The sequence below is a fragment of the Streptomyces sp. Tu 3180 genome (assembly GCF_009852415.1).
Taxonomy (GTDB): Bacteria; Actinomycetota; Actinomycetes; order Streptomycetales; family Streptomycetaceae; genus Streptomyces.
On sequence record NZ_WOXS01000002.1, the window covers coordinates 4,666,870 to 4,687,828 of the forward strand.

The 20,959-nt window shown below is 73.5% G+C and carries 18 protein-coding genes and 2 pseudogenes; 12 read left to right on the forward strand and 8 right to left on the reverse strand.

All coding sequences use genetic code 11. From position 1 onward, the window contains the following. The first annotated feature begins 105 nt into the window (after window positions 1–105). The 4 genes and pseudogenes from GL259_RS21935 (at window position 106) to GL259_RS21950 (ending at window position 2,888) form a co-directional block, all read left to right on the forward strand. Window positions 106–318, forward strand: a complete 213-nt coding sequence (locus tag GL259_RS21935; protein ID WP_004984898.1) for a helix-turn-helix domain-containing protein — start codon at window positions 106–108, stop codon at window positions 316–318. 154 nt (window positions 319–472) lie between these two features. Beyond that, window positions 473–571 carry an AURKAIP1/COX24 domain-containing protein gene (locus GL259_RS21940; protein WP_003948845.1) on the forward strand — a complete coding sequence of 33 codons (99 nt, stop codon included), beginning with the start codon at window positions 473–475 and terminating at the stop codon, window positions 569–571. Window positions 572–739: 168 nt separating this feature from the next. Then, window positions 740–1,780 (forward strand): annotated as a pseudogene (locus tag GL259_RS21945) (NAD-dependent epimerase/dehydratase family protein); the annotation flags it as partial. Window positions 1,781–1,814: 34 nt separating this feature from the next. Beyond that, window positions 1,815–2,888 (forward strand): lysophospholipid acyltransferase family protein, encoded by a 1,074-nt coding sequence (locus GL259_RS21950; RefSeq protein ID WP_159535069.1) that lies wholly within the window; start codon window positions 1,815–1,817, stop codon window positions 2,886–2,888. A 115-nt stretch (window positions 2,889–3,003) separates the two neighbouring features. On the opposite strand, the gene GL259_RS21955 is transcribed toward GL259_RS21950, so the two are convergent. From GL259_RS21955 to GL259_RS21965, 3 genes and pseudogenes are all read right to left on the reverse strand, one after another. Next, the gene (locus tag GL259_RS21955) at window positions 3,004–4,251 is read right to left on the reverse strand and encodes a DUF5667 domain-containing protein (protein WP_159535070.1); all 1,248 of its coding nucleotides are present in this window, start codon (window positions 4,249–4,251) and stop codon (window positions 3,004–3,006) included. Window positions 4,252–4,503: 252 nt separating this feature from the next. Then, a pseudogene (locus GL259_RS37750) lies at window positions 4,504–5,261 on the reverse strand (ECF subfamily RNA polymerase sigma factor, BldN family). A 444-nt stretch (window positions 5,262–5,705) separates the two neighbouring features. Further along, window positions 5,706–6,617: an HAD-IB family hydrolase gene (locus GL259_RS21965; protein WP_159535071.1), complete on the reverse strand. Its 912-nt coding sequence runs from the start codon at window positions 6,615–6,617 to the stop codon at window positions 5,706–5,708. 104 nt (window positions 6,618–6,721) lie between these two features. On the opposite strand from GL259_RS21965, the gene GL259_RS21970 reads away from it, so the two are divergent. The 5 genes from GL259_RS21970 (at window position 6,722) to GL259_RS21990 (ending at window position 12,510) form a co-directional block, all read left to right on the forward strand. Further along, window positions 6,722–7,003: a glutaredoxin family protein gene (locus GL259_RS21970; protein WP_159535072.1), complete on the forward strand. Its 282-nt coding sequence runs from the start codon at window positions 6,722–6,724 to the stop codon at window positions 7,001–7,003. 317 nt (window positions 7,004–7,320) lie between these two features. Next, window positions 7,321–8,097, forward strand: a complete 777-nt coding sequence (locus GL259_RS21975) for a redox-sensing transcriptional repressor Rex (RefSeq protein WP_159535073.1) — start codon at window positions 7,321–7,323, stop codon at window positions 8,095–8,097. Continuing rightward, a complete protein-coding gene (locus GL259_RS21980) occupies window positions 8,094–9,812 on the forward strand; it encodes a glutamyl-tRNA reductase (protein WP_159535074.1) in 1,719 nt (572 codons plus the stop codon). The genes GL259_RS21975 and GL259_RS21980 overlap by 4 nt, the downstream gene beginning before the upstream one ends. Further along, a complete protein-coding gene (hemC, locus tag GL259_RS21985; protein ID WP_159535075.1) occupies window positions 9,809–10,804 on the forward strand; it encodes a hydroxymethylbilane synthase in 996 nt (331 codons plus the stop codon). Before GL259_RS21980 ends, hemC begins: the two co-directional genes overlap by 4 nt. After that, a complete protein-coding gene (locus GL259_RS21990) occupies window positions 10,801–12,510 on the forward strand; it encodes a bifunctional uroporphyrinogen-III C-methyltransferase/uroporphyrinogen-III synthase (RefSeq protein ID WP_159535076.1) in 1,710 nt (569 codons plus the stop codon). The genes hemC and GL259_RS21990 overlap by 4 nt, the downstream gene beginning before the upstream one ends. Before the next feature lie 566 nt (window positions 12,511–13,076). On the opposite strand, the gene GL259_RS21995 is transcribed toward GL259_RS21990, so the two are convergent. Next, complete coding sequence (locus GL259_RS21995) at window positions 13,077–13,931, reverse strand: NAD(P)H-binding protein (protein WP_159535077.1); 855 nt, start codon at window positions 13,929–13,931, stop codon at window positions 13,077–13,079. Next, entirely contained in the window at window positions 13,928–14,359 is a 432-nt protein-coding gene (locus tag GL259_RS22000) for a nuclear transport factor 2 family protein (RefSeq protein ID WP_159535078.1), read from the reverse strand. Before GL259_RS22000 ends, GL259_RS21995 begins: the two co-directional genes overlap by 4 nt. A gap of 99 nt (window positions 14,360–14,458) precedes the next feature. Here GL259_RS22000 and GL259_RS22005 point away from each other — a divergent pair, with 99 nt between their 5' ends. Further along, the gene (locus GL259_RS22005; RefSeq protein WP_159535079.1) at window positions 14,459–15,067 is read left to right on the forward strand and encodes a TetR/AcrR family transcriptional regulator; all 609 of its coding nucleotides are present in this window, start codon (window positions 14,459–14,461) and stop codon (window positions 15,065–15,067) included. Window positions 15,068–15,106: 39 nt separating this feature from the next. Here GL259_RS22005 and GL259_RS22010 read toward each other — a convergent pair whose 3' ends face one another. Both GL259_RS22010 and GL259_RS22015 read right to left on the reverse strand, forming a co-directional pair. Further along, complete coding sequence (locus tag GL259_RS22010; protein ID WP_159535080.1) at window positions 15,107–16,324, reverse strand: hypothetical protein; 1,218 nt, start codon at window positions 16,322–16,324, stop codon at window positions 15,107–15,109. Between the two features lie 120 nt (window positions 16,325–16,444). Further along, complete coding sequence (locus tag GL259_RS22015) at window positions 16,445–17,209, reverse strand: alpha/beta hydrolase (RefSeq protein ID WP_159535081.1); 765 nt, start codon at window positions 17,207–17,209, stop codon at window positions 16,445–16,447. 173 nt (window positions 17,210–17,382) lie between these two features. On the opposite strand from GL259_RS22015, the gene hemB reads away from it, so the two are divergent. Next, the gene (gene hemB / locus GL259_RS22020; RefSeq protein WP_159535082.1) at window positions 17,383–18,375 is read left to right on the forward strand and encodes a porphobilinogen synthase; all 993 of its coding nucleotides are present in this window, start codon (window positions 17,383–17,385) and stop codon (window positions 18,373–18,375) included. Window positions 18,376–18,462: 87 nt separating this feature from the next. Here hemB and GL259_RS22025 read toward each other — a convergent pair whose 3' ends face one another. After that, window positions 18,463–19,206: a DUF4232 domain-containing protein gene (locus GL259_RS22025; RefSeq protein ID WP_159535083.1), complete on the reverse strand. Its 744-nt coding sequence runs from the start codon at window positions 19,204–19,206 to the stop codon at window positions 18,463–18,465. A 214-nt stretch (window positions 19,207–19,420) separates the two neighbouring features. Here GL259_RS22025 and GL259_RS22030 point away from each other — a divergent pair, with 214 nt between their 5' ends. Beyond that, window positions 19,421–20,920 (forward strand): helix-turn-helix transcriptional regulator, encoded by a 1,500-nt coding sequence (locus GL259_RS22030; RefSeq protein ID WP_159538852.1) that lies wholly within the window; start codon window positions 19,421–19,423, stop codon window positions 20,918–20,920. Window positions 20,921–20,959 lie beyond the last annotated feature (39 nt).

Genomic DNA, 20,959 nt, shown 5'->3' on the forward strand with positions numbered 1-20,959 from the left:
CCACTCGCATCACCCGCCCCTACATTGGGGAGTGAGCACGCAGCGACGAAGAGTCACCGGAAGGGGAAGCCGGTGGCCGTCGAGTGCGGAAGGTTCAGGTGTGTCATGGCTGCAGCTGGCGAGAGGCCTCTGAACGAGGTTCAGTTCCTTACCGTGGCGGAAGTCGCCTCGGTGATGCGAGTGTCGAAGATGACCGTGTACCGGCTGGTGCACAGCGGTCATCTGCCCGCGATCCGGGTGGGGCGGTCCTTCCGCGTCCCGGAGCAAGCGGTTCACGAGTACCTCCGCGAGAGCTATGTGGGGGTGGAAACCGCCTGACGGCGTGTCGGGGAGTCCCGTTCAGGGCACTCGTGGGACTCCCCGGTCACCTCGATTACGACCTCAGCGCTCGGGCGGGTAGGCTAGCCCCTCGTAGGTCGTGTGGGCCCATGGCGCCCAAACACCGAGTGATGAGAAGTGAGCGAGGGTAGTCGTGGGCTCTGTTATCAAGAAGCGGCGCAAGCGGATGGCCAAGAAGAAGCACCGCAAGCTGCTCAAGCGCACGCGCGTCCAGCGCCGCAACAAGAAGTAAGCGGCACCGCGCAAGCGTGTCCAGTGGCCCCCCACCGCACTCCGGTGGGGGGCCACTGCCGTTCGTACGTCCGGGGAAGCCGTCACTTCACGCATCCGCGGGGCACCACAGAGCGACGGTCACCCGCTAAGTTGGCCGTCGGGGCAGGGCGAGAGGAAGGCGCTGATCTTGGGAAAAGTCGTGCTCGTGACCGGAGTGGCCCGTCAGCTGGGAGGCCGGTTCGTCCGGCGGATCCAGCGTGATCCCGAGGTGGACCGGGTCGTCGCGGTCGACGCGGTCCCGCCCGAGCACCACCTGGGCGGTGCCGACTTCGTCCAGGCCGACATCCGCCAGCCGACCATCGCGCGGGTGCTCGCCGAGTCGGGCGCCGACACGGTCGTCCACCTGGACGTCACGGGCACGCCGCTCGGCAGCGGCAGCCGGGCCACGCTCAAGGAGACCAACGTCATCGGCACCATGCAGCTGCTCGGTGCCTGCCAGAAGTCCCCGAACGTCAAGCGGCTGGTCGTGAAGTCCAGTACGAACGTCTACGGCTCCGCGTCCCGCGATCCGGCGGTCTTCACCGAGACGACCCCGCCCAAGTCCCTGCCCAGCGGTGGCTTCGCGAAGGACACGGTCGAGGTCGAGGGGTACGTGCGCGGCTTCGCGCGGCGCCGCCCGGACGTCGCGGTGTGCGTGCTGAGGTTCGCCAACATCCTGGGTCCCGCCGCGGACACCCCGCTCGCCGCGTACTTCTCGCTGCCGGTCCTGCCGACCGTGTTCGGCTACGACCCGCGGCTGCAGTTCGTGCACGAGGACGACGTGATCGAGGTGCTGCGGATCGGCTCGCACGAACCGAGGCGCTCCACCCTCAACAGCGGCACCTTCAACATTGCCGGCGACGGCGTCCTGCTGCTCTCCCAGTGCTCCCGGCGGCTCGGCCGGCCCACCGTGCCCCTGCTGCTTCCCGCGGTCACCTGGGCCGGTTCGCTGGTGCGTACGCTGGGGATGACGGACTTCTCGCCCGAGCAGATCCGGCTGCTCACGCACGGGCGGGTGGTGGCGACGGACCAGATGCGCGAGACGCTGGGCTTCACCCCGAAATACACGACTGCGGAAACGTTTGGGGACTTCGTGCGCAGCCGCGGCCCCGGGCTGCTTCCGCCGGAGGTCCTTGCGAGGGCCGTCGACCGGATCGCCGCACTGCCCCTGCCGGGCAGCGGTCACCCCCGACGCAGAGCGCCAACTGAGGAGCGCAGCAACGATGGCGGACGCCAAGGTCATTCCGTTCGACGACGACCGTTCCCGCGGGGGCGCCGCGCAGCGCCCGCCGCGCCGCCGGGGCGGTGCGGGGAGCCGCCGCCCGGGCACGCAGCCCGCGGCGGTGGGAGAGGTGCAGCCCCTGCCGGGCGTGGCGGCCGCGGGGGAGGGCGGCCCCGTGCCCCGTGGGGAAGAGCCGCCCCGGGGGCCGCTCCCGGAGCCGGCCGGCGACGGCGCCGGTGGACTGGAGCGGCGGATCGCGAGCGGCCTGGCCTTCCTGCGCCGCCGCCTCACCGGGGACTACGAGGTCGACGACTTCGGCTACGACGAGGAGCTCACCGACCAGGTCCTGATGTCCCTGCTGCGCCCGATGTACGAGAAGTACTTCCGGGTGGAGGTGAAGGGCGTCGAGAACATCCCGTCGGAGGGCGGCGCCCTGATCGTCGCCAACCACTCCGGGACGCTGCCGCTGGACGGCCTGATGATGCAGGTCGCCGTGCACGACCACCACCCGGCCGGCCGTCATCTGCGGCTGCTCGCGGCCGACCTGGTGTTCGTGCTGCCGGTGGTGAACGAGCTCGCCCGCAAGCTCGGGCACACCCTGGCCTGCACGGAGGACGCCGAACGCCTCCTCGGCCGGGGCGAGCTGGTGGGGGTGATGCCGGAGGGCTTCAAGGGCATCGGCAAGCCCTTCGGCGAGCGGTACAAGCTCCAGCGGTTCGGCCGGGGCGGGTTCGTGTCCACCGCGCTGCGCCAGGGCGTCCCGATCGTCCCGTGCTCGGTCGTCGGGGCGGAGGAGATCTACCCGATGATCGGCAACGCGAAGACGCTCGCGCGGCTGCTGGGTTTCCCGTACTTCCCGCTGACGCCGACCTTCCCGTGGCTGGGGCCGCTCGGCGCGATTCCGCTGCCCACGAAGTGGACGATCCAGTTCGGGGAGGCGATCCCGACGGACGGGTACCCGCCGGAGGCGGCGGAGGACCCGATGCTGATGTTCAACCTGACCGACCAGGTGCGGGAGCAGATCCAGCACACGCTCTACAAGCTGCTGGTGCAGCGCAGGTCGGTGTTCTTCTAGGCGTTCCGGACGCCCCAGGTGCTCCGAGTGTTCCGGACGGCTCCGGTGGTGGACGGGGCCCGAGGGGCCGCGTACGACCCCGGGGGCGCCCCGGGAAAGGGGCGCCCCCGGGGTGCTATTCCGCGTCCTCCGCGTCGATGCCCAGGCCCGGGAGCAGGCCGGGCAGGAGCGGCGGGAGGGTGACGTCGGGTGCGGGGGGCGGTGTGACGCCGTCCGGGTCCGGCGCCGAGGAGCCGGCGCCGTCCTCCTGAGGCGGGTCGAGCAGGTCGCCGGTGTCGCCGCCGAGCAGGCCGTCGCTCTCGGTGTCGGCGCCGGCGGAGCTGCTGGGCCCGTGACTGCCGGTGCCGCTCCCGTCGGGGGTCCCGCTGCCGCCGGTGCCGGGAGCCGGTGAGGAGCCCGTGGCGGACGGGGTGCCGGGTGTCGGGCCGGAGTCGTGCCGCCGCCCGCTGCCGTCGTCCCCGCGGGACGGGGACGGGGGGAGCAGGGACTGCAGCGGGGCGACGTCCTGGTCTATGGCGTCGAACACCGACGACACCTGCTCACTGACGTCCCCCAGCTGCACCGGCAGTCGGTCGCGCAGGGTGCCCCAGGTGCCGCGGTGCGCCTCGGAGAAGGAGGAGAGCTCCCGCATGGGACCCAGGGAGTCCGGGTCGCGCTCGTACACCTCGCGCAGCAGCCGGTGGCCCTCGGAGGCGTCGTGCCGCATGCCGGACAGGGCGCGGCGGATCTCGCCGAGGGACTCGTGGTCCAGCGGGCCGCTGCGTCCGCGCTCCATCAGCCGGCGGGCCTCGTTGAGGCGGGTGGAGGCGTGGTCGAGGTGGATCCGGCCGCGCTCGGCGTTGCCGTCGGCGAGGCCGAGCTTGACGTCCTCGATGCCGCGTTTGAGGCCGTAGAGGGAGTCGCCGGGCAGGGCGTCGGAACTGGCGGCGGCGACTCCGCCGAGGGCGCCGGCGGCGACGCCGACGCCGATCCCGCTCGCGGTGAGCCCTTTGGCCAGCCGCGACCGTGGTCGCAGTCTGCCCAGGGGGGTCGCCCGGTGTGCGCCCCGGGCCCGGCGCGAGCGCTGTTCGGGCACGGACAGGTCCGTCGCCTCGCCCGCCGCGGTGCCCTCCTGGAGCATGGCCTCGAACGCGGCCACCAGCCGGGCCCGCTGGACGACCTTGACCTCGGGATCCAGCTCCGGCCTGGGCAGCGCGCCGAGACCGGAGGCGAGCGTGAGCAGCCGCGCCTGTTCGCTCTCCGGGGCGGCCGGGGCCGGTGTCGATCCTTCGGACTGCTCGGCCGCCGTGCCCCGGTCGGACTGCTCCTCCAGGGCCTGGGCGAAGGCGTTCGCCCGCCGGTGCGCCGATACGTTCGCGATCACTGGCGGCACCTCCTCTCGTCATGACGGTCGACTCCCCAGGGGGTCCTGAGGGTTCCACGCCCCGACCGCGTCCACACGATCGGGTGATCGGAGCCGGTCAGGGGGTGACCACAGGGAGCCTGTATCCCGCACAACGAGCGGCGCGGCACTTGGGTTACGGACGTCGGACGGCCGAATGAGGAAGCCAACGAGGCTTCACGGAACGTGAGTTGAGGGTCGCTGAGCGTGTGCGGGCGGCTCCGGCCGCTCCGGTCAGCGCGCGTCGTCCGGGAGGAGCCGGGCGAGGGTGCGGACGGCCCGGTACTGGAGGGTCTTGATGGCACCCTCGTTCTTGCCCATCACCCGGGCGGTCTCGGCGACGGAGAGACCCTGGAGGAACCGGAGCGTGACGCACTCCTGCTGTTGGGGGTTGAGTCGTCGTACGGCATCGAGGAGGGCGGCGTTGGACAGTGATTCGAGGACGGAGTCCTCGGGGAGCGCTCGACCTCGTTGGCGTCGAGCATCTCCCCGGTGGTGACCTCGAGCCGGAAGCGGCTGGACTTGAAGTGGTCGGCGACCAGGTTGCGGGCGATGGTCACGAGCCAGGCGCCGAAGTCGCGCCCCTGCCAGGTGAAGGTGCCGATACGGCGCAGGGCCCGCAGGAAGGTCTCACTGGTGAGGTCCTCGGCGGTCGCCCTGCCGCCCACCCGGTAGTAGATGTACCGGTACACGGTGTCGCTGTACTGGTCGTAGAGCCGTCCGAAGGCGTCGGCCTCGCCGGCCTGGGCGCGCTCCACCAGGTCCATCATCCGGGCGCTGTCGCTGTCGGCGGCGGGGCGGCGCGCGGTGGCCGGGCCGGAGGGGCGCCCCCGCCTGCCGGCCGCCCGTCCGTCACCCGACCGCCGCCCCTCGGCGACGGCGCTGCGCGCCGGCACCTGCTCGAGGCCGTCGGCGAGGGCGTAGCACGGGCCGACGGGGGCGGTGGCGAATGCGGGGACGGCGTGCGCGGTGGGGACGATGCCGCGCAACATGTCTCGGGCTGTCGCGACTGTCGCGCGCAGCGTAGCCAGGCCCGAGGCGTCAACCCCGACGTGTGGGTACACGGGACTCCCAGAGGCAGAGCTTCCATCACATGCAGTACCGGACCGTTCACCCGTCGTAGCGACGGAGGAGTGCCGGTTTGCGTCTGAGGAGAATAACGCTTCGTACAGGCGCTGCTACGCCCAGTTGCTCAAATCACCGATTACGTCGCTTCCGTAACCGGTTGCCGCCCTCTCGCGCACCGGAGAGTGACCGGTTGTTGACCGAAACGCTTCACATTCCGGTTCGGTACGGGCGAGTTGTGGCCGTGTTCAGCCAACAGGACTGGGCAGGGGGGTTGCGGGGTACAGCAGTCGGATCGGCCGTGTTTCCCGGCGAGGCGGTGTCCCTGTTCCCGGAGTTCCCGGAGTTCCCGGATTTCCCGGACGATCGTTTCAGCGGCGCTTGCGGTGCAGGGCGATGGCCGCCGCCGTGCCGCCCGCCACCGCGCCCACGCCCGCCGCCGCGGGGATGCCGACCTTCGCCGCCTTCCGGCCGGTGCGGTAGTCGCGCAGCCGCCAGTCCATCCGGCGCGCGTGCTTGCGGAGCTTGGAGTCCGGGTTGATCGCGTACGGGTGGCCCACCAGCGACAGCATCGGGATGTCGTTGTGCGAGTCGCTGTACGCCGCGCAGCGGCTCAGGTCCAGCTCCTCCGCGAGCGCCAGCGCGCGCACCGCCTCCGCCTTGGCCGGCCCGTGCAGCGGCTCGCCCACCAGTTTGCCCGTGTACACGCCGTCGATCGACTCCGCCACCGTGCCCAGCGCCCCGGTCAGGCCCAGCCGGCGCGCGATCACCTGCGCGATCTCCACCGGCGCCGCCGTGACCAGCCACACCTTCTGTCCCGCGTCCAGGTGCGCCTGGGCGAGCGCCCGCGTCCCCGGCCAGATCCGCTCGGCCATGTACTCGTCGTAGATCTCCTCGCCGATGGACTGCAGCTCGGAGACGCGATGGCCCTGGACGATCGACAGCGCCGAGTCGCGGGCCTCCTGCATGTGCTCGGGGTCCTCGACGCCCGCCAGCCGGAACCACGCCTGCTGCCAGGCGAACCGCACCAGCTCGCGCGTCTCGAAGAACTTCCGCTTGTACAGGCCCCGCCCGAAGTGGAACAGGGCGGCGCCCTGCATCACCGTGTTGTCCAGGTCGAAGAACGCGGCGGCCCGGTCGTCGCCGTGGACCGGGAAATCCGGTTCGCGGGCGGAAACGTCCTGGGTGGACTTGCGTGCTGCCTCCGCCGAGGCCTCGCCTGCCAACACGCTCCGCGCCGTGGCGGAGCGCCTACGGGGAGTGAGCCATCCGAGAGCGGCCATGGCGTGAGCATAGCCAGTTCACCCGGCGGTTCCCGAGCCGAGAGGTTCGAACGCCGTGAACTCCGCGTGTCCGTGTCGTTGACGCACGCGCGACAATGGCCGGTATGAGCCCTCTCTTCCGCCGCACCACCCCGCCCGCCCCGCGGGACCGGCTCGTCACCCTCGTCCGCAAACCCGGCTGCCACCTGTGCGACGAAGCGCAGGTGGTGGTGGAGAAGGTGTGCGACGAGCTCGGCGTCCGCTGGGAGCAGAAGGACATCACCCGGGACCCGGACCTGCACGAGCGGTACTGGGAGCAGATCCCCGTCGTGCTCGTCGACGGCCGGCAGCACACCTTCTGGCGCGTGAACGAGGGCCGCCTCCGCAAGGCCCTCACCGACTCCTGACGCCTCCCGGTCCCGGCCGACCGACTGACCGATCAGTCCAAACCGGCCGGAAAGTCGCTTAGGATCGATGGCGACTCGGTCTCGGGGGCGGGATTCACGGAGGAGCGTGTGCGGTTTTGCCCCCAGAACTCAAGGAGCAGCGGTGCGGACGCACCGGTTCCGCGCGACGGGGCCAGGGTTGCGTGAGCCCGGTCACGTTGGCCGGACAAATCGGACACCATCTTTGTGCACGCGTTCACAAAGACATAGCCTGCATTCGACGGGGCGGTCCGGGGACGTATGACCGCCTGAAGCCCCGCTCTACCCGCAGGAGCACCGTGGCAACTGGCCGAACTCACCGACCGGCGACCCGCAGCCGAGGGATTCCCGAGGCCACCGTCGCCCGGCTTCCGCTGTACCTCCGAGCCCTCACCGCGCTGTCGGAGCGCTCGGTGCCCACGGTCTCCTCCGAGGAGCTCGCGGCCGCCGCGGGGGTCAACTCCGCGAAGCTGCGCAAGGACTTCTCCTACCTGGGTTCCTACGGGACCAGGGGTGTCGGCTACGACGTCGAGTATCTCGTCTACCAGATCTCCCGCGAACTCGGGCTGACCCAGGACTGGCCGGTCGTGATCGTGGGCATCGGAAACCTCGGCGCCGCGCTCGCCAACTACGGCGGGTTCGCCTCCCGCGGTTTCCGCGTCGCCGCCCTCATCGACGCCGACCCCGCGATGGCGGGGAAGCCCGTCGCTGGGATCCCGGTGCAGCACACCGACGAGCTGGAGTCGATCATCCGGGACAACGGCGTCTCGATCGGCGTGATCGCGACCCCCGCCGGTGCCGCCCAGCAGGTCTGCGACCGGCTCGTGGCCGCCGGCGTCACCTCCATCCTGAACTTCGCGCCCACCGTGCTGTCCGTCCCGGACGGCGTGGACGTGCGCAAGGTGGACCTCTCCATCGAACTGCAGATCCTCGCCTTCCACGAGCAGCGCAAGGCCGGCGAGGAGGCCACGGCCGAGACCACCGCCGAGACCGCCGCCGTCCCGGCCGCCGCCCGCGAGGAGTCCGCCACCGACCAGGGGCCCGACGGGGACGTACCCGCCGTGATGCCGGCATGAGTCTCCTCGTCGTCGGACTGAGCCACCGCAGCGCCCCGGTCAGCGTGCTGGAGCGGGCCTCGCTGAACCAGGACGCGCAGATCAAGCTGGTGCAGGACACGGTCGCCGCCGAACCGGCCGCCGAGGCCGCGGTGCTCGCCACCTGCAACCGCATCGAGCTGTACGCCGACGTGGACAAGTTCCACGCCGGTGTCGCCGAGCTGTCCACGCTGCTCGCCCAGCACAGCGGGGTCGGCCTGGAGGAGCTCACTCCTTATCTCTATGTGCACTACGAGGACCGGGCCGTCCACCACCTGTTCTCGGTGGCCTGCGGACTGGACTCGATGGTCGTGGGCGAGGGCCAGATCCTCGGCCAGATCAAGGACTCGCTCGCCCGCGCCCAGGAGCTGCACACCGCCGGCCGGCTGCTGAACGACCTGTTCCAGCAGGCACTCAGGGTCGGCAAGCGCGCCCACTCCGAGACCGGCATCGACCGCGCCGGGCAGTCCCTGGTCACCTTCGGCCTGGAGCAGCTCGCCCTCGGCACGGCCGTCGAGAGCTGGGCCCGGGGCAAGAAGGCCCTGGTCATCGGCGCCGGTTCGATGTCCTCGCTGGCCGCGGCCACCCTCGCGCGGGCCGGTGTCGCCGAGGTCGTCGTCGCCAACCGCACGCACGAGCGCGCCGAGCGGCTCGCGCGCCTGCTCGAGGAGCAGTACGGGCGGGGTCCGGGCGGGGTCGACGGCACGGACGTGCGGGCCCGGGCGGTGCCGATGGACTCGGTGCGGGACGAACTGACACGTGCAGACGTCGTCGTCTCCTGCACCGGCGCCACCGGGCTCGTCCTGACGGCCGACGCGATCGCCGCGGGAGTCGAGAGCCGCACGGGGCGGCCGCCGGCCGCCGCGCCCGCCCCGGAGGCGGAGGCCGTGCTGCCGCCCACCTCCGTCGGCGCCGAGGAGGGCTGCCCGCTGGACCTGTCCGCCGTGCGGCCCGGTTTCTCGGTGATGGGCGAGGCGGCCGTCGCCGGCATGGACGCGGCGACGCTGGAGCAGCACGCCGCGTGGGTGGCGGGCGGCACCGTCGACCGCCGCGAGGCCGGCAGGCGCGGCCCCGAGGCCGACGCCGAGCTGATCGGCGCGCTGGCCGCGACCGCGTCGGCCGTCGGCCGGATCCCCGAGCGGCGCCGCCCGGAGCCGGTGGCCGAGCCGCCGCGTCCGGAGCCCGTCCTGTTCCTGCTCGACCTCGCGATGCCGCGCGACATCGACGCGGCCGTGCACCGCCTCGCCGGGGTGCGGCTGGTCGACATCGAGTCGCTCGCGGAGGCCTCCGCGGACGCCCCGATGGCTGCCGACGTGGACCAGGTCCGGCGTATCGTCTCCGATGAGGTCGCGGCGTTCGGGGCGGCGCAGCGGGCCGCGCACATCACGCCGACCGTGGTCGCCCTGCGCACCATGGCCGCCGATGTGGTGGCCGGCGAGATAGCCCGCCTGGAGGGGCGGCTGCCTGGCCTCGACGACAAGCACCGCGCGGAGATCACGCAGACCGTGCGCCGGGTGGTCGACAAGCTGCTGCACGCCCCGACCGTGCGCGTCAAGCAGCTCGCCGCCGAGCCCGGCGGCGCCGGGTACGCCGACGCGCTGCGCACCCTGTTCGACCTCGACCCCGAGACGGTGGCCTCCGTCTCCCGCGCCGAGGACAGCACCGAGAAGAACCCAGAGAACCGAGGGCCGGCATGACTGAGAAGGCACTGAGGCTGGGGACCAGGCGCAGCAAGCTCGCCATGGCCCAGTCAGGGCAGGTGGCGGAAGCCGTGAGCCAGGTGACCGGACGGCCCGTCGAGCTCGTCCCGGTCACCACGTACGGCGACGTCTCGCGCGAGCACCTCGCGCAGATCGGCGGCACGGGCGTGTTCGTGGCCGCGCTGCGGGAGGCGCTCGTGCGCGGCGAGGTGGACTTCGCGGTGCACTCCCTGAAGGACCTGCCGACCGCGCAGCCCGACGAGCTGGTCGTGGCCGCGATCCCGGTGCGCGAGGACCCGCGCGACGTGCTGGTCACGCGCGACGGGCTCAAGCTCACCGACCTGCCGCGCGGCGCCCGCGTCGGCACCGGTTCGCCGCGCCGCATGGCACAGTTGAACGCGTACGCGCGCGCCCACGGCATGGACGTCGAGACGGTACCGATCCGCGGGAACGTCGACACCCGGATCGGGTACGTCCACAGCGGTGAGCTGGACGCCGTCGTACTGGCCGCCGCCGGGATGAACCGGATCGGCCGCGGCGACGAGGTGACCGACTTCCTGTCGGTCGACACGGTTCTGCCCGCCCCCGGCCAGGGGGCCCTGGCGGTCGAATGCAGCGCGGACGACGCTGCGCTGATCGCCGCGCTCGCCGAGCTCGACGACCCGTTCACGCGGGCCGCCGTGACGGCCGAGCGTTCCCTGCTCGCCGCCCTGGAGGCCGGCTGCAGCGCCCCCGTGGGCGCGCTGGCCGACCTTCCCCCACTCTCGGCTCCGCTCGAGCGGGGGGACCCCCAGGCCGACAGGCAGACTGTCAAGGAAATGCGCCTGCGCGGCGTCGTCGGCACGACCGACGGCTCCACGCTGGTGCAGCTGTCCACCACCGGTCCCGTGCCCGAGACGCAGGAGGCGGCGAGGGCGCTCGGTCGCGAACTCGCCACCGAGATGCTGGCGCAGGGCGCGGCCGGTCTGATGGGGGAGCGAGCACAGTGAGCCCCACCACCCTTCCCGCCCCTCCGGAACACGGGCACGTCACCTTCCTCGGTGCCGGACCCGGGGATCCGGGACTGCTGACCCTGCGCGCCGTGGAGGCGCTGGCGAACGCGGACGTCCTCGTCGCCGAGCACGAGGTGCTCGACGTCGTGCGCCCGCACGCCAGGCAGGGCGTCGCCGAGGTGCACACGGACGCGGCGGGTTCCTCCGCGTCATCCGTTCCGGGCACGGGCACGCCCCAGTTGACGGTTGTTGACGGCGCGTCGACAACCGCCGTTGTCCCCGCGGTGAGGGATGCCGCACATCTTGTCATGGAGGCCGCGCGGGGCGGCAGGCGGGTCGTGCGTGCGGTGACCGGTGACCCCGGGCTCGACGTGTACGCCGCCGAGGAGATGCTGGCGTGCGCCGCGGCCGGGGTGCCCTTCGAGGTCGTCCCCGGCATCGCGACGGCGGTCGGCGTGCCCGCGTACGCCGGTGTGCCGCTGCGCGACGCCGAGGGCGCGGACGTCCGGTTCGTGGACGCCCGCACGGCCTCCGACCGGTGCTGGACGGAGGTCGGGGCGTCGGACGGCACGGTGGTCGTCTCCACCACGCTGGACTCGGTCGCCGCCGCGGCGGGCGAACTGGTGTCCGCCGGACGCAAGCCCGACACCCCGCTGACGGTGACCGTCGCCGGCACGACGACCCGGCAGCGCACCTGGACGGCGACGCTCGGCACGATCGCGCAGACGCTGAAGCAGACGAAGGCGCTGCCGTCCCCGGACGGCGGCCGGCCGGTGATAGCCGTGGTCGGCGAGCGCAGCGCCGCCGCCCAGCGCGACCGGCTGGCGTGGTTCGAGTCCAAGCCGCTGTTCGGCTGGAAGGTCCTCGTGCCGCGCACGAAGGAGCAGGCGGCGTCGCTCTCCGACCAGTTGCGGTCGTACGGGGCCGTGCCGCACGAGGTGCCGACCATCGCGGTCGAGCCGCCGCGCACGCCCCAGCAGATGGAGCGGGCGGTCAAGGGCCTGGTGACGGGCCGCTACGAGTGGATCGCGTTCACCTCCGTCAACGCGGTCAAGGCGGTCCGCGAGAAGTTCGAGGAGTACGGGCTCGACGCGCGCGCCTTCGCCGGCATCAAGGTCGCCGCGGTGGGCGAGCAGACCGCGAACGCGCTGATCGCCTTCGGCGTGAAGCCGGACCTGGTGCCGAGCGGCGAGCAGTCGGCCGCCGGTCTGCTGGAGGACTGGCCGCCCTACGACCCGGTCTTCGACCCGATCGACCGCGTCTTCCTGCCGCGGGCCGACATCGCCACGGAGACGCTGGTCGCCGGGCTCATCGAGCTGGGCTGGGAGGTCGACGACGTCACGGCGTACCGGACCGTGCGCGCGTCGCCGCCGCCGGCGGAGACCCGTGAGGCGATCAAGGGCGGCGGCTTCGACGCGGTGCTGTTCACGTCGTCGTCGACGGTGCGGAACCTGGTGGGCATCGCGGGCAAGCCGCACAACGTCACGGTGATCGCGTGCATCGGCCCGGCCACGGCCAAGACGGCCGAGGAGCACGGGCTGCGGGTCGACGTCATGGCCCCCGAGCCGTCGGTGCACAAGCTGGCGGAGGCGCTGGCGGACTTCGGCGCGCGGCGCCGCGCCGCCGCGCTGGAGGCGGGCGACCCGGTGACCCGGCCGAGCGAGCGGCGGCCCGGGGCGCGCAGGCGCCGGTCGACGACCTGAGGCGACGACGGCGGAGCGCCCCCCGGAGGGGGCGCTCCACCGTTTTCACGTGCCGTCCGCCAGCACTCGGAGGCGTACGGCGGGAAGGCCGTCCGGCCCGACTGCCTTACGGCCGTGCGCATCACGGCCCCGGTCTCTTCGGCGTCCGGCCCCGCTCCCCGGCGGCCGCCCGTGTTCGCCGCCCTCCCGTCGCGCACCCCGGTACCGGGGGCGCGGGTCAGCCGCCCTGGCCGGCGCTTGCCGATCTTCCCGTCCTCGTCGGAGCCGGTTCCGGCGATCGTGCCCTGTCCCTCGTCCGGACCCTTCCCGGCGGAGTCCTTCGCGGCGCCCTGAGCCGAACCGCCCGAGCCCCAACCGCCGTCCGGAGAGGACGGGGTGGACGGGGCGGACGCATTGCTCCGCCCCGTGGCGGCGCCGTCGTTCCGGCAGGCGGTGAGCGAGAGACCCGCGACGACGGTCAGGGCTGCGACGGTGACCCTGGTGACGCCCGCAGCCGGTGAGGTCCCCTTCCCGACCACCCTCGTCGGCGCCCGGGCGGCCTCCTCCTGGTGACAGGGCCGAGGTCCCTAGGGGACGAGCGCGGTCTCCCGTGCGGCGACCGTGCGGAAGTCGTGGGCCCGGCGGCCGGTGAGGCGGTGGACGGTGTCCGTGGTGCGGGACTCGGCGCCGGTGGCTATGGCGTGGTCCATGTCGGCGAGGAGGGCGGCGAACTCCGGGGGGATGCCGGCCTGTTCGGTGAGACGGTCGCGGACCTCGGCGACGGTCAGGCGGTGGTGGGTGACGGGACGGCCGGTGACCTCGGTGAGGATCGTGGCGACGTCGTCGTGGGTGAGGGCCTCGGGGCCGGTCAGGACGAGGTCGCGGTTCGGGGCGGCGTCGTCGGTCAGGGCGCGTACCGCGACGGCGGCGATGTCGTCGGCGTCGACGTAGGCGACGCGGCCGTCACCCGTGGCGGTGGCGAAGGCGCCGGTCTCGCGGATCGTGGTGGCGTGGAGGTGGGCGCCGGTGAAGTTCTGCATGAACCAGGAGGGGCGCAGCACCGCCCACTCGTCGAAGAGGGACGGGAGGGCCCGGTGCACCCTGCCCACCGCCGGGCCGCCCTCGGGGACGGCCGAGGAGCTGAGGAGGACCGCGCGGCGCACGCCCCGGGTCCGGGCCCGTTCGAGGAAGGGGAGCATGACCGCCGCCGGGTCCGGGTCGCCGACCGGTGGGACGAGGTAGACGCGGTCGGTGCCGGTGAGGGCGGCGTCGTGGCCGGCGGGGTCGTACCAGTCGAAGCGGGCCGGTTCCGCGCCCGGGCGCGGGGCGCCCCGGCGGGAGGCGGCGCGGACGCGGTGGCCGGCGGCGAGGAGCTGAGCGGTGGTGCGGCTTCCGGTGGTGCCGGTGGCGCCGACGACGAGGACGGTGCCGGTGGGGGTCATCGGGCGCTCCCGGCGAAGTCGACGCCGGGCTCGCGCACGGCGAGCGGGTTCCAGTAGTCGCGGTAGCCGGTGATCAGACCGTCCCGGAAGGTGACGACGGCGATGTACGTCATGTCGTAGGCCGCGCCGGTGGCGACCACGCGGCCCTCCGCGCGCATCTCGACCACGAGGGTGCCGGGGTCGTCGGTCCGGTGGATGCGCAGGTCGGGGATGTCGTGCAGGTCGATGTGGTCGGGGTAGTCGCGCATGTACGCGGCGATCGCCGCCCTGCCCTCCAGCCGGCGGGGCCAGCCCTCGGGGGCGAAGGGGAACTCCATGACGCCGTCGTCGTCCCACAGGGAGATCCAGGCGGGGATGTCCTTGTCCAGCAGCAGGCGCAGGCCGTGGCGGAAGAGCGCCTCGGGGGAGGCGGGGGTGTGCTCGGGCATGGGGGTGTCTCCGTCCCGTAGAATGCGGACCGTCGGTCCGCTTTACTGGGGGCGACGATACGGACCGCTGGTCCGCTTTGCAAGCTCGGGAGGTCGAGGATGGGAACGGGACCGGTGGACGGCGCGCCCGCGCGCAGGCCGCGCAAGGACGCGGTGCGCAACCGGGCGGCTCTGCTCGCCGCGGCGGACGACCTGTTCGCGCACTGCGACAGCCCCGGGGACATCACGATGTCCGACGTCGCGGCGGCGGCCGGCGTCGGCAAGGGCACGCTGTTCCGCGCGTTCGGCGACCGTTCGGCGCTGATCGGCGCGCTCTACGCGGCGCGGCTGGAACCCCTGGAGGCGGCGGTGGCGCACGGGCCGCCGCCGCTGGGCCCCGGCACGCCGCCGGCGCAGCGCGTGCCCGCGCTGCTCGACGCGCTGCTGTGCTTCAAGCTGGACCACCGCCACCTCGTGCTGGCGCTGGAGGGGGCGGGGGCCGACAGCAGCCCTTACCGGGCGGAGCACTACGGGCGGTGGCACGCGCTGCTGTGCTCCGCGCTGGCCGGTGTCCCGGGCCTCGCCGACCCCGGCTTCACCGCACACGCCCTGCTGGCCGCCGTACGCGCCGACCTGGTCGAACACCTCGCGGGTGAGTGCGGCACGGACCGCGAGGAACTGCGGTCACGGCTGAGGGAGTTCGTGGAGCGGGTCCTGGCCGGGCCGTGACCGGGCCGGCTCGCGCAGGGCCCGGCGGTGTGGCGCGGCTCAGGTGCCGGCCCCCTCGACGTGGACGGCGCGGACGCGGGCCACGAAGGGCCGGGAGAGGACCGTGACGGCGACGGAGGCCGCGGAGAGAACGGTGATCGTCGTGGCGGGGGCGAGGTACTGGGCGGCGCCGCCGGCGAGCGCGGCGCCGATGCCCTGCCACGTCATGCGCCCGGCCGACTCGACGCCCTGGACCTGGCCCCGGACCGGGTCGGGGGTCAGCGCCAGGAGGTGCTCCTGGAGGGGGAGGGTGGCGGCGAAACCGGCACCGGCGACGAACACGGCGGCCGTCGCCACCGGCAGGGGAGGGTGGAACGCGAACAGCAGGTACGGGGCGGCGAGCAGCAGGCGCAGGGCGAACGCGCAGCGACGCCGGAGGTCGGCGGTGAGCAGCCGTCCGACGGTCAGGTCGCCGAGGAGCATGCCCGCGGAACCGGCGGCCAGGAGGACGCCGGCGTGGTCGGGGGCGTAGGAGATGAACAGGGCCTCGCAGCCGACGACCAGGCCGTTGGGGACCCACAGGTTCAGCAGCAGGGCGCGGGGGCCGGAGCGGGAGAGGAGCGCGGTGTTCGTCGTCCAGGTCTGCCGCAGGCCGGGGCGGCGGGGCGGGCGGATCGAGCGCTCCCGGACGGTCGCCGCCACCACGATCAGTCCGGCGCCGGTCAGCGCCGTCGCGGCGGCGAAGACGTCCTGGGGGGTCACGTACCGCAGCAGTACGGCGCCGAGCGCGTAGCCGAGGACGGCCGTGCCGCCCGAGGTGATGTTCATCAGCGAACGCGCCGGGACGTACGCGGCGGCGGGCACCACCTCGGCGAGCAGCCCCATCCGGGTGCCGGTCCCGAGGGACTGGAGGAAGCCCAGGACCAGGAGGAGGCCGAAGCGGGCGGACAGCGGCAGCCCCGGGACCGCCTGCGCGGCCACGCCCAGCAGCGAGACGCACTGGAGCGCGACGAGGGTGCGGCGGGGACGGCTGCCGTCCGCGACCGACATCAGCGTCATCGCGCCGAGCACGGTCGCGAAGGTGGCGCCGTACATGCTCACGGCCGTCAGGAACGGGGATCCGGTCTGGTGGTCCACCAGCGTGCCGAGGGCGAAGCCCGAGAGGGTGCCCGCGGCGACCGTGAGCGTGAAGCTCGCGTACAGGCCGGCGAACTCGCGGTTGCGGAGCAACGCGCGGTAGGTGGTGGGTCCGGAGGTCTTCGGGGTGTCTGAGGGCATGAAAAAAGCCTCCGCACGCTCCCGCGGGGCGCCGAAGGCCAACACGCTGATTATAAGCGGCGGTTCTCCTCCCGGCCGGAGGGGGAGGGACGGTGAAGCGGACGTGCGTCGAAAGGGCCGTCAGGCCAGTGCCTTCGCCACCGCCCGGGCGAACGCCTCCGGGTTGTCCAGCATGATGTTGTGCCCGCAGTCGGGGACCGGGACCACCGGGACGCCCGCGGCGGTCAGTTCGTCCGCGCCGGGGAACGGCGCGTCCGCCTCGGGGAACAGGAACGTGCGGGGGACCGGCAGGCCGAGCAGGAGCTCGCGCATCGTCGGCTCGGTGCCGTCCACCAGGTGGGACGCGCTGCGGTGCAGGGCCTCCAGGCCCGCCAGGCGCATCGTCGACCACCAGTGGGAGCCCACGCGGTCGCGGACCTCGCGCCAGCCGCCGGTGACGAACTCCTCCTCCGTGTAGGCCGCGATGCCGCTGCTGCCGGCCGAGCCGGGCACCCGGGGCAGCGGGTCGAGGTTGGCGTCGACCAGGACGAGCCGGGAGACCAGTTCGGGGTGCCGGACGGCGAGCACGACGGCGACCGAGCCGCCCATGCTGTGCGCGACGACCTCGGCGCCGGTGACGTGCGCCGCGCGCAGGGCGGCGGCGAGGGCGTCGGCGTGGTCCTCGAGCGTGCAGGCGAACGAGGCGGGGCGGTCGCTGTGGCCGTGGCCGAGCAGGTCGACCAGGAGGGAGCGGTGGCCCGCGAGGAGGGGGTGGACGGCGGTCGCGGTGAAGTAGGCGGGGGAGGTGGCGCCCAGGCCGTGCACGTAGACGCGCGCCGGGTCCCGGCCCGGCAGCTCGACCCAGCGGATGCGGTCGCCCCCGGCGGTCACGGCGGCACTGCGCATGATCTGCTCCCCGTCCACGACGTGACCACGACGAAGGGGAACGGTACTCGGCCTCCCGCGGGGTTCCGGCGGCGCGGGGCCCCCACGGCCGGGGCGGAGGCGCCCGCGCGCGGGCCCGTCCGCCGACGCGACGTCGGCAAAGGCGGTGCCGGGGCGGGCGTAGCGTAGGTGGTATGACGACGTACGGATCCTTCCCCGGCACGCGGCCCCGGCGTCTGCGGACCACCCCCGTCATGCGCCGGATGGTCGCCGAGACCCGGCTGCACCCCGCCGACTTCATCCTCCCGGCCTTCGTGCGCGAGGGCGTGAGCGAACCGGTGCCGATCGCGGCGATGCCGGGCGTCGTGCAGCACACGCGCGACAGCCTGAAGAAGGCGGCGGCGGAGGCCGTGGCGGCCGGGATCTCCGGGATCATGCTGTTCGGCGTGCCGGAGGAGTCGAAGAAGGACGCCCTCGGGACGCCCGGGACCGACCCGGACGGGATCCTCCAGGTGGCCATCCGGGACGTGCGGGCCGAGGTCGGGGACGAGCTGCTCGTCATGTCCGACCTGTGCCTCGACGAGACCACCGATCACGGGCACTGCGGGGTGCTGGACGAGCAGGGGCGGGTCGACAACGACGCGACGCTCGAGCGGTACGCCGAGATGGCGCAGGTGCAGGCCGACGCGGGCGCCCACGTGGTCGGCCCCAGCGGGATGATGGACGGGCAGATCGGGGTCGTCCGCGACGCCCTCGACCAGATCGGGCGGGAGGACGTGGCGATCCTCGCCTACACCGCCAAGTACGCCTCCGCCTTCTACGGGCCGTTCCGGGAGGCCGTCGGCTCCTCGCTCCGGGGCGACCGGAAGACGTACCAGCAGGACCCGGCGAACGTCCGCGAGTCGATGCGCGAGCTGGCGCTCGACCTGGAGGAGGGCGCCGACATGGTGATGGTGAAGCCGGCGGGCCCGTACCTGGACATCCTGGCGCGGGTCGCGGACGCGGTGGACGTGCCGGTGGCGGCGTACCAGATCTCCGGCGAGTACTCGATGGTCGAGGCCGCCGCCGAGAAGGGCTGGATCGACCGGGAGCGGGCGATCCTGGAGACGCTGACCGGCATCAAGCGGGCCGGGGCGCGGAACATCCTCACCTACTGGGCCGTCGAGGCGGCCCGCGCCCTGAGCTGACTCCGTACGGCCGCAGGGCTCCGGCCCCGTCCCGGCGGCGCAGGTGCGGCCGGGGCGGGGCCGGAGCCCTCGGTGGCATCGGGGCCCTCAGTGGGAGAGGGCGAGGTCCACGTCGGTCTGCCAGTAGGTGACCGTCAGGGCGTCGTCGACGTGGACGCCGCCGGAGGGCAGGCTCACGGTGGCGATCGAGCCGTCGTCGAACGGGACCGTGAGGGTGTTCACCGTGCGGCCGTTCCCGCCGCTGCCGTCGCCGGCCGACAGCAGCACGCCCGCGTAACCGGACGCGCCGGGCTCCAGGGTCGTCACCGCCTGCGGCTTGGTCTCCTCCGCGACCGGCGGCACGGACTGGGCCTCGCCGAACCGCGCCTGCGGGTAGGCGGGCAGGTGGCACGTCTTCGAGCCGGTGTTGGTGGCCGTCAGCAGCAGGTGGTTGATCGGGCGGGGCACCTCCGTGGCGGTGATCCTCACGTCGGACGCGGAGCACTTGCCGGGGATCCCCTTGTCCTGCGCGCCGGAGCCGGATCCCGTGCCGTTCCCCTTGCCGCCGCCGGTGCCGGTGGCGGTGCCCTTCCCGGTGCCGGTGCCCGAGGAGCCGGCCGAAGTGCCCTTGTCGCCCTGGGCGTCCGTGCCCTTTGAGTCGTTCGCGCCGGTGCCGCCGGCCGTGCCGGCGGAGTCCCCGGTGGACGGCTTCGCCCCGGCGGTGGCCGTCGTGGAGGAGGACGGGCTGCTGGCGCCGGTGTCCGACCCGCTCTCGCAGGCCGTCAGCGCCAGCGCGGCCAGCGCGACGGTGGACAGGGCGAACAGGCGGGTGCGGGCGGTGCGTGCGGACATGGTGGAGCTCCTTCAGGAAGTGGCTGGAGTGTGACGGCCGCTCAACCGGTGCCGGGGAGCGGCTGCTTGGATGACCACAGCGTGTGACACGCCCCGTCCCGGTCGCCAGTAACGCCGGGACATGCGGGACAATGGGATGCCGAAAACGGCTCTGAGCTGGGGGAACGGTGTCCCGCTGGGACGCGGTACGGGGATGCGGGGAGTGGGAGAGATGGTGGCGGGGGACGATTTCGCGGGGCTGTTGAAGGAGCTGAAGGAGCGTTCGGGCCTCAGCTACGGGGTCCTGGGCAAGCGGTTGCACATGAGTGCGTCGACCCTTCACCGCTACGTCAGCGGAGAGGTCGTCCCGGTCGAGTTCGCACCGGTCGAACGCCTGGCCCGGGTGTGCCGGGCGACCCCTGAGGAGCTGCTGGAGCTCCACCGCCGCTGGATCCGCGCGGACGCCCTGCGGGGCGTGAAGGAAGGCAAGGAAGACAAGGCAGGCAAGGGGAGCGACGGGAGCGACGGGGCGAAGGGCAAGGCGCCTTCGGCGGCCGGGGGTACGTCCCCGGAGACGGAGCGTCCGGCGCCGGCGGCCGCGGACGGGGACCCGGAGGCCGTGCACGCGCCCCTCGGTGCCGAGGCCGGGCCCGCCGGACCCGCGGGCGAGTCTCCCGATGCCGGTGCCGCTCCCGCCGGACCCGCGGGCGAGTCCCCCGGTGCCGAGGCCGGTGCGGCCCCCGGTGCCGGGGAGTCCGCCGGGGAGCAGGTCGTCACCGTGGTCGGTGAGGCGCGCGACGGTGCGCCGGCGGGCGGGCGCCGTCCGGCGCGGCGGGCCGCGCTGTACGCCGGGACGGCCGTCGCCCTCGTCACCGCCGTGGTGCTCGGGGTGACCCTGCTCCCGGACGGGGGCACCGGGCGGGACGGCCCCTCCGAGGCCGCCGGAGCCACCGCTCCCGACCCGGCGTCCGCGTCGCCGTCGCGGACCGCGCGGTCGGCCTCCCCGAGCAGGAGCGCGTCGGCCTCGCCGTCCGTCTCCGCCTCCGGGGCCGGCAAGAGCGGGACGACGCCGGGTCCCTCGGCCTCCCGGGGCGGGAAGGGCGGCGATCCCGCCGGCCGGGACACCGAGGGGCGGAAGACCGTGCCGGTCACCGTCCAGAACACGCCGTACTACTGGGACGTCCCCTGCGAGCACAGCTTCCTGATCGACCGGAGCCCGCAGAACGTGTCGAGGCCGCCCGCCCAGCAGGACGCGGTCGGCTGGGCCACCGCGCTCGGCGCCGTCTCCGCCGACCGGCAGACGGTCGCGCTCACCGTGCAGGGCACGGGTGAGGAGACCGTCGTCCTCCAGGCCCTGCACGTGCGCGTGGTGGGCAGGGCGGCACCGCTCGCCTGGAACGAGTACGCGATGGGCGTGGGCTGCGGGGGCGAGGTGGGCACCAAGGCGTTCGACGTGTCGCTCGACCTCGGCAACCCCCTGGCGACCCCGGTCAACGGGCAGCGGGACTTCCCCTACTCGGTGAGCGAGTCCGACCCGGAGGTCTTCTACGTCAGCGCGCACACCAGCGGGCACGACGTCCGCTGGTACCTGGAGCTCCAGTGGTCCAGCGGATCCCGGAAGGGCACGGTCCGCATCGACGACCAGGGCAAGCCGTTCCGCACCAGCGCCTCGGGCACGGACTACTACGGCTACCCGCTCGGCGGCAGCGCCTGGGAGCACTACGACGGCACCTGATCCGGCGCACCGGCCGGTGTCCGGATCGCGGAAAGTCGC